Source organism: Shinella sp. 838 (assembly GCF_029623935.1).
Classification (GTDB): domain Bacteria; phylum Pseudomonadota; class Alphaproteobacteria; order Rhizobiales; family Rhizobiaceae; genus Shinella.
The window spans coordinates 1,451,670-1,467,018 of record NZ_JARSBQ010000001.1; the positions used below are offsets into that span (position 1 = coordinate 1,451,670).

Below are 15,349 nucleotides of genomic sequence, written 5' to 3' on the forward strand. Positions count from 1 at the left end.
TCATGCGGTCGGCGCTACTCCGGAAAACACGAGAAGAACGCCGGCGCCCTTCGGGATGCCCGGCCGGGGAAGCGATGCGGCAGATGACGGAAGGCGTGAGCCTGCTTTCGAACGAGAATGGAAAGGGAGCGACCGGCGATCGACGGGCCTCTTTTGCCCTGCCTGGTCTGGTGCTGGCCGGCGGTGCCCTCGTTGCCGCGACCATCTCGCTGTTCATCCTGCTCGGCCTGACGCCGATCAAGCCGGAGGCGAACGTCGTCATCGCCTCGGCGGCGATCAACGCGGTCTTCATCGTCGGCCTGATGGTCCTGATCGGCCGCGAGATCCTGCGTCTCCTGCGCGCGCGCCGCCGCGGACGCGCCGCTGCCCGCCTGCATGTGCGCATCGTGGCGCTGTTCTCCATCGTCGCGATCACGCCTGCCGTGCTCGTCGCCATCTTCGCCTCCATCACGCTCGATGTCGGCCTCGACCGCTGGTTCTCCATCCGCACCCAGTCGATTGTCAGTTCCTCGCTCAATGTGGCGCAGGCCTACGTCCTGGAAAACGCGAGCTATCTGCAGGGGCAGACGGCGTCGATGGCGAACGATCTCGATCGCAACCGCCAGCTCTACAGCCTCGACCGCACGGGCTTCGTCGATCTGATGACGCGGCAGGCGCGCGGGCGCGGCATGCTCGGCGCTTTCCTGCTGCGGGCCGACGGTTCGACCATCCTGCAGGCCAATATCCAGATCGAGAACCCGCTGCCGGCCGTGCCGGAGGATGCGCTGAAGGCGTCTGCGGCCGGCCAGCCGACGCTCATTCCGCCGGGCGCCACCAATCTCGTCGGTGCCATCATCAAGCTCGACAATATTTCTGACGCCTTCCTCTACACGATCCGCACCGTCGACCCCGAAGTGATGCGCTCCATGCGGCTGATGGAGGAGAACACGGCGGAGTACCGGGCGCTCGAGGCCGGGCGCACGACGCTGCAGATCGCCTTCGGCGTGCTCTATCTCGGCTTCGCCCTCATCGTGCTGCTCGCGGCGATCTGGACGGCGATCGCCGTCGCCGACCGCATCGTGCGGCCGATCCGCCAGCTGATCGGCGCGGCGGACAGCGTCGCCTCGGGCAATCTCGATGTCAGCGTGCCGGTGCGCACGGTCGACGGCGACGTCGGCAACCTCTCGCGCACTTTCAATAAGATGATCGCGGAAATCCGCGCGCAGCAGGAGCAGATCCTTGACGCGAAGGACGAGGTCGACCACCGCCGCCGCTTCATCGAGGCGGTGCTTTCGGGCGTGACGGCGGCGGTCATCGGCGTGGAAGACGACGGGCGCATGACGATCGCCAACCTTTCGGCCGAAATCCTGCTCGGGCGCAACGCCAACGACCTGATCGGCCAGCCGCTGACCGCGGTGGCGCCGGAAATCGCGGCGGTGCTAGCCGAGGGGGCTACCCGCCACCGCAACAACTACCGCAAGCAGATCAACATCATGCACGGCGGCAAAGAGCGGACGCTCAACGTGCAGGTGACGCGCGAGGAGGCGAAGGACGCCAAGGAATCCTACGTCATCACCATCGACGACATCACCGATCTCGTCATCGCGCAGCGTTCGACCGCCTGGGCGGACGTGGCGCGGCGCATCGCGCACGAGATCAAGAACCCGCTGACGCCGATCCAGCTTTCGGCCGAACGTATCCGTCGCCGCTACGGCAAGCAGATCGATCCGGAGGACCGCGCGGTCTTCGACCAGTGTACGGACACCATCGTGCGCCAGGTCGAGGATATCGGCCGCATGGTCGATGAGTTCTCCGCCTTTGCACGCATGCCGAAGCCGACGAAGGAGCGGTCGGACCTGCGCAACATCCTCAAGGATGCTGTCTTCCTGCGCGAGATGGGCAATACCCATGTCGATTTCCGCAAGGATCTCGGCGAGGTTCCGCTCGAAGGCCTGTTCGATACGCGCATGCTTGGCCAGGCCTTCGGCAATCTCATCAAGAATGCGGTGGAGGCCATCGAGGCCCTGCCGCCCGAAGTGACGCGCGAGGAGCGGAAAATCCTCGTGCGCGCGACGCCCGACGACGCAGGACGGCGGTTCGTCGTTGATGTCATTGACAACGGCAAGGGGTTGCCGACGGAGAACCGGCACCGGATTCTCGAACCCTACATGACGATGCGCGAGAAGGGCACGGGGCTCGGCCTCGCCATCGTGAAGAAAATCATCGAAGACCACGGCGGGCAGCTGGAACTGCATGATGCCCCGGCGGATTTCGACAACGGCCATGGGGCGATGATCCGTGTGATCCTGCCCTACGAGGAAACGGCGGCCGTCGATGCGGACAAGAAGAGCAAGGAAGTGAGCCATGGCGTCTGATATTCTTGTGGTGGATGACGAAGAGGACATCCGCGAGATCGTTTCCGGCATTCTTTCGGACGAAGGGCACGAGACGCGCACGGCCTATGACAGCGACAGCGCGCTGGCCGCGATCAGCGACCGCGTGCCGCGCCTCGTCTTCCTCGATATCTGGATGCAAGGCAGCAAGCTCGACGGCCTCGCGCTGCTCGACGAGATCAAGAGCCGCCATCCGGACCTGCCGGTCGTGATGATTTCGGGCCACGGCAATATCGAGACGGCCGTCTCGGCGATCCGCCGTGGCGCCTATGATTTCATCGAGAAGCCGTTCAAGGCCGACCGGCTGATCCTGATCGCCGAACGGGCGCTGGAGAACTCCAAGCTGCGCCGCGAGGTGACGGAGCTGAAGAAGCGCTCCGGCGACCCGGTTGAGCTGATCGGCACCTCGGTCGCCGTCTCCCAGCTGCGCCAGAACATCGAAAAGGTCTCGCCGACCAACAGCCGAATCATGATTCTCGGCCCCTCCGGCTCCGGCAAGGAGCTGGTGGCGCGCATGATTCACCGCAAGTCGAGCCGGGCGAGCGGGCCGTTCGTCGTGCTCAACGCGGCGGCGATCACGCCCGAGCGCATGGAGATCGCGCTGTTCGGCACCGAGGGCACACCCGGCCAACCGCGCAGGACAGGGGCGCTTGAGGAGGCGCATGGCGGTATCCTCTATCTCGACGAGATCGGCGAGATGCCGCGCGAGACGCAGAACAAGATCCTTCGCGTGCTCGTGGATCAGCAGTTCGAGCGCGTCGGCGGTTCGAAGCGGGTGAAGGTGGATGTGCGCATCATCTCCTCCACCGCCTACAATCTCGAAAGCCTGATCGCCGAAGGCGGTTTCCGGGAAGACCTCTACCACCGGCTTGCCGTCGTGCCCGTGCGCGTGCCGCCGCTTGCCGAACGGCGCGAGGACATTCCCTTCCTCGTCGACATGTTCATGCGCCAGATCAGCGAGCAGGCGGGTATCCGCGCCCGCAAGATCGGCGACGACGCGCTTGCGGTGCTCCAGGCGCATGACTGGCCCGGCAATATCCGCCAGCTCCGGAACAATATCGAGCGGCTGATGATTCTCGCGCGCAGCGACGGTCCGGATACACCGATCACCGCCGACATGCTGCCGACGGAAGTGGGCGACATGCTGCCGAAGATTTCCACGCAGGGCGACCAGCACATCATGACGCTGCCGCTGCGCGAGGCGCGCGAAATGTTCGAGCGGGACTATCTCATCGCCCAGATCAACCGCTTTGGCGGCAACATTTCCCGTACGGCGGAATTCGTCGGCATGGAACGCTCCGCGCTCCATCGCAAACTGAAGTCGCTTGGCGTATAAGGCGCCAAGCGACTTGAGGGATTCTTGGGCATGAAGGTCATCATCTGCGGCGCCGGGCGCGTCGGCTACGGTATTGCGGAACGGCTCTCGGAAGAGGGCAACGACGTTTCGGTGATCGACACGCAGCCCTCGCTGATATCGGCCATAACGGAAACGCTCGACGTCAGCGGCGTCGTCGGTCACGGCGCGCATCCGGAAGTGCTGGCCAAGGCCGGCGCGGACCAGGCGGACATGCTGATCGCCGTCACGCTGTTCGACGAGATCAACATGGTCGCCTGTCAGGTGGCGCATTCCCTGTTCAACGTGCCGACGAAGATCGCGCGTATCCGCTCACAGAGCTACCTTGCGCCCGAGTATTCCGATCTCTATTCGCGCGACGACATGCCCATCGACGTCACCATCTCGCCGGAAATCGAGGTGGGCAAGATGGTGCTGCGGCGCATCTCCTTCCCGGGCGCGACTGATGTCGTGCGCTTTGCCGACGACCGCATCGTCATGGTGGCGATCGAATGCATGGAGGATTGCCCGGTCGTCGAGACCCCGCTGAAGCAGCTCAGCGAGCTCTTCCCGGATCTCAACGCCACCGTCACTGGCATCTTCTCCAATGGCAAGCTGTTCGTGCCGAATTCCTCCGACCAGCTGCATTCGGGCGATCTTGCCTATGTGGTCTGCGACAAGGAGCACGTCCGGCGCACGCTGGCGCTGTTCGGCCATGAGGAGCAGGAGGCGGCGCGTATCGTCATCGCCGGCGGCGGCAATATCGGCTATTTCGTCGCCAAGGCGATCGAGGACTATCAGTCGAAGACGCGGTTGAAGATCATCGAGAGCGACCGCGAGCGGGCGGTCGTCATCGCCGACAAGCTGCGCAATGCCGTCGTGCTGCACGGATCGGCGCTCGACCAGAAGATGCTTCTGCAGGCGGATATCCAGGATGCGGACCTGATCGTTGCACTGACCAACAACGACCAGATCAACATTCTCGGCAGCGTGATGGCCAAGCGCCTCGGCTGCAAGCAGAACCTCGTCCTGATCAACGACCCGATGTATCAGGATTTTACCAAGACGCTCGGCATCGATGCGCATATCAATCCGCGCGCAGTGACGATATCGGGCATCCTCCAGCACGTCCGCAAGGGGCGTATCCGCTCGGTCTATGCGGTGCAGAAGGGGTCTGCCGAGGTGATCGAGGCAGAAGCACTGGAGACCTCGCCGCTCGTCGGCAAGCCGCTGCGCGAGATCGAACTGCCGTCCGGTATCCGCATCGGCGCGATCTATCGCGACAAGACGGTGATCCGGCCGGATGGCAACACCAAGATCAAGGCGAAGGATCGCGTCGTGCTGTTCGCGGCTGCTGCGGCCGTGCGCCATGTCGAGCAGCTTTTCCGGGTCAGCATCCAGTATTTCTGAGCGTTTGCGTCCGCAAACGCCTATAACGGGAACATCCATGCCGCGCATCGCCTATGTCAACGGCCGATATGTCCGCCATGCCGATGCGGCGGTGCATATCCTGGACCGCGGTTTCGTCTTTGCCGATGCGGTCTATGAGGTCTGCCAGATCCAGCAGGGTTTTATCGTCGATCTCGGCCGCCATCTCGACCGGCTCGACCGGTCGCTGGCGGAAATCCGTATTCGCCCGCCGATGCCGCGCGCGGCGCTGACCGGCATCCTGCGGCAAGTGTTGCGGCGCAATCTCGTGACGAACGGCATGGTCTATCTCCAGGTGACGCGCGGCGTCGCGAAGCGGGATCATGTCTTTCCCGCGCCGGAGGTGCGCCCGACGCTGGTCGTCACGGCAAAAAGCCTGGATCCGGCGGTGAACGCTGCCAAATACGCCTCGGGCATCAAGGCTGCCACGGTGGCCGACAATCGCTGGGGGCGGGTGGACATCAAGACCGTCGGCCTGCTGCCGAATGTGCTGGCCCGCCAGCAGGCGAAGGAGGCCGGCGCGCAGGAAGCGATTTTTGTGGATGCGGAGGGCCATGTGACGGAGGGCGGCGCGACGAATCTCTGGATCGTCGACCGGGCCGGTACGCTGGTCACGCGGCCGGCCGATCACGGCATCCTCAAGGGCATTACCCGCACGACGCTGATGGATGTCGCTGAAAAGCTGGGCCTTGCCGTCGAGGAGCGCCGCTTTTCCTTGGCGGAAATGCTGGAGGCGCGGGAAGTGTTCGTGACCGGGGCGACGACGATCTGCCTGCCGGTCGTTTCGATCGACGGACACGCGATCGCCAACGGGCATCCCGGCATGACGGCACAGAAAATCCGCGAGGCCTTTTTCGCCGTTGCGGAGAAGACCGCGATTTGATACCAAAATTGACGGTCCGCCACGTCGTGTCGGGCCTGGGGACATTTATTTTAGTCAACCGGTCTCAAGGGCCGGCAATCAGAAAGAAGCGGCGCGATGGCGGAACGTTCTCAGAACCTGCAGGATCTTTTTCTTAATACCGTTCGCAAGCAAAAGATTTCCCTGACGATCTTTCTCATCAACGGGGTCAAGCTGACCGGGGTTGTCACTTCCTTCGACAATTTCTGCGTGCTGCTCCGTCGCGACGGTCACTCGCAGCTCGTGTACAAGCACGCGATCTCGACCATCATGCCCGGCCAGCCGTTGCAGATGTTCGAGACCGAGGAAAGCGGCTCCTGACAGGACCCAAGACCATTAAGAAATCCGATACAAGCAAGGATTCCATCGTTCCGGAGGCTGAAAAGCACCGGGACGATATGCGCGCCGTCGTCATCGTGCCGGTCCTCAAGGCCGCACGTGGAAAACCGGATCCGACCGTGACCATGCGGTCCGACGAGGCGCGGCTGGAAGAGGCCGTCGGCCTTGCCCGGGCTATCGACCTGACCATCGCTTCCTCTGCCGTCGTGCCCGTCAGCCAGCCGAAGCCCGGCACGCTGCTCGGCACCGGCAAGATCGCGGAGATCAAGGCGTTGCTCGATGAACACGATGCCGGTCTCGTCATCGTCGATCACCCGTTGACCCCGGTACAGCAGCGCAATCTCGAAAAGGAATGGGGTGCCAAGGTCATCGACCGCACCGGCCTCATCCTCGAAATCTTCGGCCGGCGCGCCTCCACCAAGGAAGGCACGCTGCAGGTCGAGCTTGCCCATCTCAACTACCAGAAGGGCCGCTTGGTCCGCAGCTGGACCCACCTTGAACGCCAGCGCGGTGGCGCCGGCTTCATGGGCGGTCCAGGCGAAACCCAGATCGAGGCCGACCGCCGGCTGCTGCAGGACAAGATCGTCAAGCTGGAGCGCGAGCTGGAGCAGGTGCGCCGCACCCGCCAGCTGCACCGTTCCAAGCGCAAGAAGGTGCCGCATCCGATCGTCGCGCTCGTCGGCTATACCAACGCCGGAAAGTCGACGCTGTTCAACCGCATCACCGGGGCAGGGGTTCTGGCGGAAGACATGCTCTTCGCCACGCTCGACCCGACGCTGCGCCGCATGAAGCTGCCGCAGGGCCGCACCGTTATCCTTTCCGACACCGTGGGCTTCATCTCGGACCTGCCGACCCACCTCGTTGCCGCCTTCCGCGCGACGCTGGAAGAGGTGCTGGAGGCGGATTTGATTCTCCATGTGCGCGACATGTCCGATCCCGACAACGGCGCGCAGTCCTCGGACGTGCTGCGCATCCTCGCCGATCTCGGTATCGACGAGAAGGACGGGGCGGAGCGCATCCTCGAGGTCTGGAACAAGATCGACCGGCTGGAGCCCGAAGCGCGCGAGGCGCTGGTGCAGAAAGCCGAGAGCCAGCCGACCGTCATCGCCGTCTCCGCCATCTCCGGCGAGGGCGTCGACAAGCTGCTTTCCGAGATCAACCAGCGGCTTTCCGGCGTGCTGGTCGATCGCGACGTCATCCTGCCGGTCACGCAGCTTCAGCTTCTGCCCTGGGTCTACGATCATTCGATCGTCGATGCGCGCGAGGACCTGGAAGACGGCAATGTACGGCTGGAACTGCGGTTGACCGAAACGGAAGCTGCCGAACTCGACCGCCGGCTCGGCATTGGCGGCAAGAGAGTGGTCGAGGACTGGGAGCGCTGAGGGCGCCGGGCTGAGTGCCCCTCATCCCGCTGCCGCGACCTTCTCCCCGCAGGCGGGGAGAAGGGGGTGTCGCACCGGTTTCCTAAAAACCGAAACGTCCCGGATAAGAGAAGGCCTTGCATCCTGCCCCTTCGCCCCGCTTGCGGGGAGAAGGTGCCGGCAGGCGGATGAGGGGCCTTTCAGCCCCTTACGTCAACTGCCGCTCGATCCGCTTTGCCGCCTGCCACAACTCTTCCATCCGCTCGAGCGTCGCCGCTTCGAGGCTTTCGCCGTTGGCAGCAAGGTTGTCCTCGATATGCGAGAAGCGGTTGCGGAACTTCGTGTTCGTGCCGCGCAGCGCCATTTCCGGATCGGCGCCGACATGACGGCCGATATTGACCAGCGCGAAGATGAGGTCGCCGAGTTCGTCGGCGACGGCCTTCTTGTCATCGTTCCGCAGCGCTTCACGCAGTTCGCCGACCTCCTCCTCGATCTTGTCGAGGATCGGCGCCGGTTCGGACCAGTCGAAGCCCACCTTGGCGGCGCGTTCCTGAAGCTTCAGCGCCTCGACGAGGGCGGGGAAGGAACGTTGCACGGAGCCGAGATGGCCGCGGAGCGGGTCGTCCGGCAGGCCGCGTCTGGCGCGGCGCTCCTTGCGCTCCCGCTTCTCCGCCTGCTTGATCGCATCCCACTGCAGCTTCACCGCTTCGGGCGTGTCCGCGTCCGAGCGGGCGAAGACATGCGGATGGCGGCGGATCATCTTGCGCGTGACGGCTTCGACGACGTTGCCGAAGTCGAATTCGCTGCGCTCCTCTGCCATGCGGGCATGGAAGACCACCTGAAGGAGGAGGTCGCCCAGCTCCTCGCACAGGTCGTCCATGTCGTTCCGCTCGATGGCGTCGGCGACCTCGTACGCCTCCTCGATCGTATAAGGCTTGATCGTCTCGAAGGTCTGGACGACGTCCCAGGGGCAGCCGGTCTCAGGCTGGCGCAGGGCCGCCATGATCTCGATCAGGCGTTCGATGTTGCGGCTCGGTTCCATCGCGGTTCTCAGTTGAGGGGGATGTTGTTGCCGGTCTTGCCGGACTGGTAGGCGTCCGACAGGTCGTCATAGGCGGCGCGGATCTTTGCGTCCTGTGCTTTCAAGGCTGCCTTCGCGGTCTCGTCGGAAGTGGCGATGAGATCGGCGATGGCGGCGGAATGCCAGAAGGCGTTCGTCTTTGCATAACCGCCGGGATTGAGCCGGAAAACTTCCTTGAGGATGCGCAGATCGTGCGGGATCGCAAAGCTGTCGCGCGAATCCTCATGGCTGAAGAAATAGTAGAAATTGTCGAAGCCTGCCCAGGTGATGGCCGAAAGGCACATGGAACAGGGCTCGTGCGTGGAGAGGAAGATGTAGTCTTTCGTGTCCGGCTTCTCGATGCGCTCGTAAAGGCGCTTCAGCGTGTGCACTTCGCCGTGCCAGAGCGGGTTTTCCGTCTCGTTGTTGGTTTCGGCGATCACGAGCGACAGATCGGCCTTGTTGAGGATAGCCGCGCCGAAAACCTTGTTGCCGGCGGCAACGCCGTCGCGCGTCAACGGCAGAATATCGAATTCGATGACATCGAGGAGGCGCTTTGCAAGGGCGGACTGGTCCATGATGGGAATCCCCGTTGGCGTGACAGTGCCTCCATAGCGGCCGGTGCGGTGGGCAGGCAAGGGTGGCCGGTGACTTATGCTCAAAATGCGGGAGGTGCGAGCAAAACAATACGCGCCCCCGGAGCCATTGGAATTTCTGTTTCTTTTGTTTGTGGCCATTTTTCGCGATAGTGCGCAGACTTCAACCGGACCACACCATGACCGCAGCACACCAGAAGCTTTCGACATTCCCGGCGTTCTTCCGCGTTAGCGGCCGGACGGTCGTTGTCGTGGGTGGGGGTGACGAGGCGTTTGCCAAGGCGCGGCTGCTGTTCAACACGGATGCCCGGATCGTCGTGCTCGCCGAGACGCCGGAGGCCGACTTCGCCCGCTTCATCGCCGACAAGGGGCTGGAGCTGGTGCGTGCATCCTTTTCCAGCGACGCCATTGCCGATGCGACGCTTGTTTTCGCGGCGACGGGCGACGCTGCCACCGACCGGGCGATTTCCATCGCGGCCCGTGCGCTGCGCATTCCGGTCAATGCCGTCGATCAGCCGGACTACTGCGATTTCTTCACGCCGGCGCTGGTCAACCGGGCACCCGTCGCCGTCGCCATCGGCACGGAGGGGGCAGGCCCCGTCCTGGCGCAGATGATTCGCGCGCAGGTCGACCAGATCCTGTCGCCTTCGCTCGGCCGCCTTGCCAGCCTCGCCAACGGCTACCGCGAAGCCGTCGATCGTATCCTGCCGCGCGGCGTGACGCGGCGCGTCTTCTGGCGCCGCTTCTTTCAGGGCGCCGTGGCCGATGCCGTCAACAATGGCGATATCGAACTCGCGCAGCGTATTGCCGATTCCCTCCTGACCTCGCAGGGCAGGGCCGCCGGTCATGTCTGGCTCGTCGGCGCCGGACCGGGCGCAGAGGATCTCCTGACGCTGCGCGCCCAGCGCGTGATGATGGAAGCCGACGTCATCGTCTTCGATGCGCTGGTGCCGCAGGCCATCGTCGACATGGGGCGCCGCGATGCCGAGCGCCTTTCCGTCGGCAAGCGCAAGGGCTGTCATTCCAAGTCGCAGGAAGAGATCAACGACCTGCTTGTCGAACTCGGCAAGGCGGGAAAACGTGTCGTGCGCCTGAAATCCGGCGATCCCCTGGTCTATGGCCGTGCCGGCGAGGAAATGGCGGCGCTCCGCCAGGCGGGCGTCACCTATGAGGTCGTGCCCGGCATCACCTCCGCCTTCGCCGCAGCTGCCGATTTCGAACTGCCGCTGACGCTGCGCGGCGTCGCGTCCTCGCTCGTCTTCACGACAGGCCACGACCTGACGGGCTCTGTCCTGCCGGATTGGGCGCGGCTTGCGATCTCCGGCGCCACCGTGGCCGTCTATATGGGCCGCACGGTCGCCGCCTCCGTCGCCGCCCGGCTGATGGAAGCGGGCCTGCCGGCCGAGACGACGGTCGCTGTCATAGAGAATGCCAGCCGGCGGGAAAAGCGGCTGCTGCACGGCACGTTGAAGGACCTGCCGGGCCTCGAGCACCGCGACGAGCTGACCGGTCCCGTCATGGTGATCATCGGCGACGCCGTTGCCGGCGCCAATTTCGAACATTCCGAGCCGCTCGCTGTCCGCGAGCCGGTTCGCACCACAGCAGTATTGGGAGCATGACATGGCCGACAAGGTTCTGACAGCCAACCGCCTTTCCGACGGTATTTCCGTCTGGCTGGATGCGAGCGGCACCTGGAACGAGCAGCTCCAGGCTGCCTTCGTCGCGCGCCACAAGGAGGCCGTCGACGCGCTGGAAGCGACCGGCAAGCAGGCCTTCGCCGACAACAAGGTGGTTGACGTGAATGTCGTCGATGTCGAAGAGATCGACGGCGTGCTGCGGCCGCTGCGCATGCGCGAGCGCATCCGTGCCGCCGGCCCGACCATTCCCTATGCCGCCGGCTATGCCGGCTTGACTGCGACGGCCGCTTCGGCCGCCTGAGGAACGCCTATGTATCGCTACGACGAATTCGATCACGCCTTTGTTTCCGGCCGGGTGGAGCAGTTCCGCGATCAGGTGGGCCGCCGCCTGTCCGGGGAACTTGCCGAGGATGCCTTCAAGCCGCTGCGCCTGATGAACGGCGTCTATCTGCAGCTCCACGCCTACATGCTGCGCGTCGCCATTCCCTATGGCACGCTGAATGCGCGCCAGATGCGCATGCTGGCCTATATCGCGCGCAAGTATGACCGTGGCTACGGCCATTTCACCACGCGGCAGAACATCCAGTACAACTGGCCGAAACTGTCGGAACTGCCGGACGCGCTGGCCGATCTCGCGACGGTGGAGATGCATGCGTTGCAGACCTCGGGCAACTGCATTCGCAACGTCACGGCCGATCATTTCGCCGGCGCTGCGGCTGATGAGGTCGCCGATCCGCGTCCCTATGCGGAAATCCTGCGCCAGTGGTCCTCCGTGCATCCGGAATTCTCCTTCCTGCCGCGCAAGTTCAAGATCGCCGTCACCGGCGCCGAGCGCGACCGCGCGGCGATCCAGGTGCACGACATCGGCCTGCACCTGAAGAAGAACGACAACGGCGAGATCGGCTTTGCCGTCTATGTCGGCGGCGGGCAGGGCCGCACGCCGATGGTCGCCAAGAAGATCCGCGATTTCCTGCCGGAAGAGGACCTCCTGTCCTACACGACCGCGATCATGCGCGTGTACAACCTGCATGGCCGGCGCGACAACAAGTACAAGGCGCGCATCAAGATCCTCGTGCACGAGACCGGCGCGGAGGAACTGGCGCGGCAGGTGGAGGTGGAGTTCGCCGAACTCAGGAACACCGAGCTGAAGCTGCCGGAAAGGGACATCGCCGCCATCACCGCCTATTTCGCGCCGCCGGCACTTGCCGCGCGCGCCGAAGGCTGGGCGAGCCTTGCACAGTGGAAGAAAGCTGATGCCGATTTTGCCCGCTGGGTGCAGCACAACGTGCATCCGCACAAGCACCCCGACTATGCCAGCGTGACGATCTCGCTGAAGCCGATCGGCGGCATCCCGGGCGATGCGACGGATGCGCAGATGGAGGCGGTCGCCGACATTGCGGAGGAATACGCCTTTGACGAGATCCGCGTCAGCCATGAGCAGAACCTGATCCTGCCGCATGTGGCGCTGGCCGATCTCGAGCCGATCTATCGCGGCCTTGTCGCCTCCGGGCTTGAAACCGCCAATGCCGGCCTCATCACGGATATCATTGCCTGTCCCGGGCTGGACTACTGCGCGCTGGCCAATGCCCGCTCGATCCCGGTCGCGCAGGAGATCTCCACCCGCTTCGGCTCGCCCGAGCGCCAGGCCGAGATCGGCGAGCTGAAGATCAAGATCTCCGGCTGCATCAATGCCTGCGGTCACCATCATGTCGGCCATATCGGCCTGCTCGGCGTGGAGAAGAAGGGCGAGGAACTCTACCAGATCACGCTCGGCGGGTCCGGCGACGAGAACACGTCGATCGGCGAGATCATCGGACGCGGCTTCGAGCCGGAAAAGGTGACGGATGCGATCGAGGTGATCGTCGATACCTATCTCGGCCTGCGCCTTGAGCCCTCCGAGACCTTCCTGACCGCCTATCGCCGCGTCGGGCCGCAGCCGTTCAAGGATGCGCTCTACGGCGACAAGACCGCCGCGGCAGCCTGAGGAGACCGGTGATGACGAAAATCTGGAACGAAACCGGCTTCGTGACCGACGATCCCTGGGTGGTCGAAACTGAAGAGACCAAGGCCGGCTCGAACGAGAAGGCGATCCTCGGCCTCGGCGATTTCCTCGCGAAGGTCTCGGAGACGGACGAGGTCGGCCTCGGCGTGCTGATCAATCCGGCGGACGACGTGCGCAAGCTCGAAGGTCATCTCGACCGCATCGGGCTGGTCGCAGTCGCTTTTCCGGCCTTCAACGACGGGCGGGCCTTCAGCCATGCCTCGCTGCTGCGCGCGCGCCTCGGCTTCAAGGGCGAGGTGAGGGCGGTGGGCGACGTGCTGATCGACCAGATCCCGCTGATGCTGCGCTGTGGTATCGACAGCTTCGCCGTCACCAATGCGACGGCGCTGAAGCGGCTTGCGGAAAACCGCCTGCCGGGCATCGACAACTACTACCAGCCGACTGCGCGTCCTTCCGGAGATGCGGGTTCCTACAGCTGGCGCCGCCGGGCCTGATGCGGGCGCCGGCCGGCGAATAGCCGCAATTTCGTGGCAGCTTTGCGCGAGATCAAGGCCGGACGGCCGGTCTTGCGCAAAAACGACATGAGCGGCAAACTATTGCGCGGCCAATCAGCGCATTGGAACGGAATACCTTCCTTTGCTGCTCAGGATGTAATATCTGCCTATCGTCAAATTTTCTCGACGCGAAGCCAGGACCGATCCCGAAATGAACGCACCTGCCAAGACCGAAGATTTTGTGGCCTCCGCCATTCCCGCCGGCGTTTTCGCCGAGACGGTGACGAGCGTGCAGCACTATACGGATCGTCTGTTCCGCTTTCGCATGACGCGCCCGGAAAGCTTCCGCTTCCGTTCCGGCGAATTCGCCATGATCGGCCTGATGGTCGGCGACAAGCCGGTCTATCGCGCCTATTCGATCGCCAGCCCGTCCTGGGACGAGGAGCTGGAGTTCTTCTCGATCAAGGTGCCGGACGGCCCGCTGACCTCCCATCTCCAGCAGATCAAGCCGGGCGACACGGTGCTGATGCGCAAGAAGCCGACCGGCACGCTGGTGCTCGACGCGCTGACGCCGGGCAAGCGGCTCTACATGTTCTCGACCGGCACGGGCATCGCGCCCTTCGCCAGCCTCATTCGCGATCCGGAAACCTACGAGAAATTCGATGAGGTCATCCTGACGCATACCTGCCGCGAGGTTGCCGAACTGAAATACGGTTTCGACCTCGTCGAAGAGATCCGCAACCACGAGTTCCTTGCGGAAGTCGTCGGCAACAAGCTGCGCCATTATGCGACGGTGACCCGCGAGGACTATCCGTTCCAGGGCCGCATCACCGACCTCATCCGCAATGGCAAGATGTTCGCCGATCTCGGCGTGCCGCATTTCGACCCGGCGGTCGATCGTGGCATGATCTGCGGCTCGTCGGCCATGCTGAAGGAAACCAAGGTGCTCCTGGAAGAGGCCGGCCTGATCGAAGGCGCTAACAACAAACCCGGCGAATTCGTCATCGAACGCGCCTTCGTCGATTGAGCGAACGCCGGTCTTGAAGATTGACGGGCGGCCTTCGGGCCGCCCTTTTCGTTTCAGCCGGTGAGGTCGTCGATGAGGGTCGCCATGGCGGCGGCGGCGGCGGGGCCGTCGGCGTTTCGGATGGCGCGGATCACCTTCACATGCAGGTCCACCGAGCGGTCCATCTGCCGGCTGTCGGCACGCGCGAACCAGAGGCGGCGGGCATGGGTCTGCAGCGGGGCGAGGGCGGTCGTCAGGAAGCGGTTGGGACAGGCCGCCTCCATGATCTCGTCGAAAGCCTTGTCGGCGGCGAGAAAGCCTTCGATGTCGGAATGGATCGAGCAGGCGGTCATCGCCTGCGCGCAGGCGACGAGCGATTCGCGGTGCGCCTTGTCCGCATTGCGGGCGACAAGCTCGGCGGCAAGCGGCTCCAGCTGGCGGCGCGTTGCCATGACCTCGGCGTGGTCCTCGGGCCTGATCGCGGTGATCTGCAGGCCGGCCCGCGGGCGCACGGCGATCAGGCCCTGCCATTCCAGCTTCTGGATCGCCTCGCGCACTGGCGTGCGGCCGTGGCCGGCAAGCGCGATGAGCTGGCGTTCCGTGACGAGCGAGCCGGGTTTCAGCTTGAGCGTGACGAGCAACCCTTCGAGGGCGAGATAGGCGAGGTGGGCCTGCGAAGCCGCGCTTTCCGTCATTTCGTATCCCTGTTTGATATATCACATCGTCGCATGCCGTGAGGCCGCTGTCCATTGTTGTGATATATCACTGAAGTTTCCGCCGGCTTCGGGCCGTGAAAGGCATGAAAAAGGCCGGAACGTGC

General features: G+C 64.1%; 14 protein-coding genes. 11 read left to right on the top strand and 3 right to left on the bottom strand.

The window, feature by feature from the left end:
* Positions 1–83: 83 nt before the first annotated feature.
* From P9A16_RS06840 to hflX, 6 genes are all read left to right on the top strand, one after another.
* Positions 84–2,354: a sensor histidine kinase NtrY-like gene (locus P9A16_RS06840; RefSeq protein WP_050743373.1), complete on the top strand. Its 2,271-nt coding sequence runs from the start codon at positions 84–86 to the stop codon at positions 2,352–2,354.
* Positions 2,344–3,708, top strand: a complete 1,365-nt coding sequence (gene ntrX / locus P9A16_RS06845) for a nitrogen assimilation response regulator NtrX (protein WP_023513269.1) — start codon at positions 2,344–2,346, stop codon at positions 3,706–3,708. The genes P9A16_RS06840 and ntrX overlap by 11 nt, the downstream gene beginning before the upstream one ends.
* Positions 3,709–3,738: 30 nt before the next feature.
* Positions 3,739–5,115, top strand: coding sequence for a Trk system potassium transporter TrkA (trkA, locus tag P9A16_RS06850; protein ID WP_023517251.1), 1,377 nt, complete (start codon positions 3,739–3,741; stop codon positions 5,113–5,115).
* A 37-nt stretch (positions 5,116–5,152) separates the two neighbouring features.
* Positions 5,153–6,016 (top strand): D-amino-acid transaminase, encoded by an 864-nt coding sequence (locus P9A16_RS06855; protein WP_024271074.1) that lies wholly within the window; start codon positions 5,153–5,155, stop codon positions 6,014–6,016.
* A gap of 96 nt (positions 6,017–6,112) precedes the next feature.
* A complete protein-coding gene (gene hfq / locus P9A16_RS06860; RefSeq protein ID WP_023514954.1) occupies positions 6,113–6,355 on the top strand; it encodes an RNA chaperone Hfq in 243 nt (80 codons plus the stop codon).
* Between the two features lie 77 nt (positions 6,356–6,432).
* A complete protein-coding gene (gene hflX / locus P9A16_RS06865; RefSeq protein WP_023514953.1) occupies positions 6,433–7,755 on the top strand; it encodes a GTPase HflX in 1,323 nt (440 codons plus the stop codon).
* A gap of 187 nt (positions 7,756–7,942) precedes the next feature.
* Here the strand turns inward: hflX and mazG are convergent, their stop codons facing one another.
* Both mazG and P9A16_RS06875 read right to left on the bottom strand, forming a co-directional pair.
* A complete protein-coding gene (mazG, locus tag P9A16_RS06870; protein WP_023512808.1) occupies positions 7,943–8,776 on the bottom strand; it encodes a nucleoside triphosphate pyrophosphohydrolase in 834 nt (277 codons plus the stop codon).
* An 8-nt stretch (positions 8,777–8,784) separates the two neighbouring features.
* A complete protein-coding gene (locus tag P9A16_RS06875; RefSeq protein WP_023512809.1) occupies positions 8,785–9,372 on the bottom strand; it encodes a deaminase in 588 nt (195 codons plus the stop codon).
* A gap of 197 nt (positions 9,373–9,569) precedes the next feature.
* On the opposite strand from P9A16_RS06875, the gene cysG reads away from it, so the two are divergent.
* From cysG to P9A16_RS06900, 5 genes are all read left to right on the top strand, one after another.
* Entirely contained in the window at positions 9,570–11,009 is a 1,440-nt protein-coding gene (gene cysG, locus P9A16_RS06880) for a siroheme synthase CysG (RefSeq protein ID WP_023512810.1), read from the top strand.
* A 1-nt stretch (position 11,010) separates the two neighbouring features.
* Positions 11,011–11,328, top strand: a complete 318-nt coding sequence (locus P9A16_RS06885) for a DUF2849 domain-containing protein (protein WP_023512811.1) — start codon at positions 11,011–11,013, stop codon at positions 11,326–11,328.
* Between the two features lie 9 nt (positions 11,329–11,337).
* On the top strand, positions 11,338–13,011 hold the full coding sequence (locus P9A16_RS06890; protein WP_023512812.1) for a nitrite/sulfite reductase: 1,674 nt from the start codon (positions 11,338–11,340) through the stop codon (positions 13,009–13,011).
* A gap of 11 nt (positions 13,012–13,022) precedes the next feature.
* Positions 13,023–13,523, top strand: a complete 501-nt coding sequence (locus P9A16_RS06895) for a DUF934 domain-containing protein (RefSeq protein ID WP_023512813.1) — start codon at positions 13,023–13,025, stop codon at positions 13,521–13,523.
* Positions 13,524–13,734: 211 nt separating this feature from the next.
* Positions 13,735–14,550 carry a ferredoxin--NADP reductase gene (locus P9A16_RS06900; RefSeq protein WP_023512814.1) on the top strand — a complete coding sequence of 272 codons (816 nt, stop codon included), beginning with the start codon at positions 13,735–13,737 and terminating at the stop codon, positions 14,548–14,550.
* Positions 14,551–14,603: 53 nt separating this feature from the next.
* Here the strand turns inward: P9A16_RS06900 and P9A16_RS06905 are convergent, their stop codons facing one another.
* Positions 14,604–15,224 carry a GntR family transcriptional regulator gene (locus tag P9A16_RS06905; protein WP_023517240.1) on the bottom strand — a complete coding sequence of 207 codons (621 nt, stop codon included), beginning with the start codon at positions 15,222–15,224 and terminating at the stop codon, positions 14,604–14,606.
* Between the last annotated feature and the right edge of the window lie 125 nt (positions 15,225–15,349).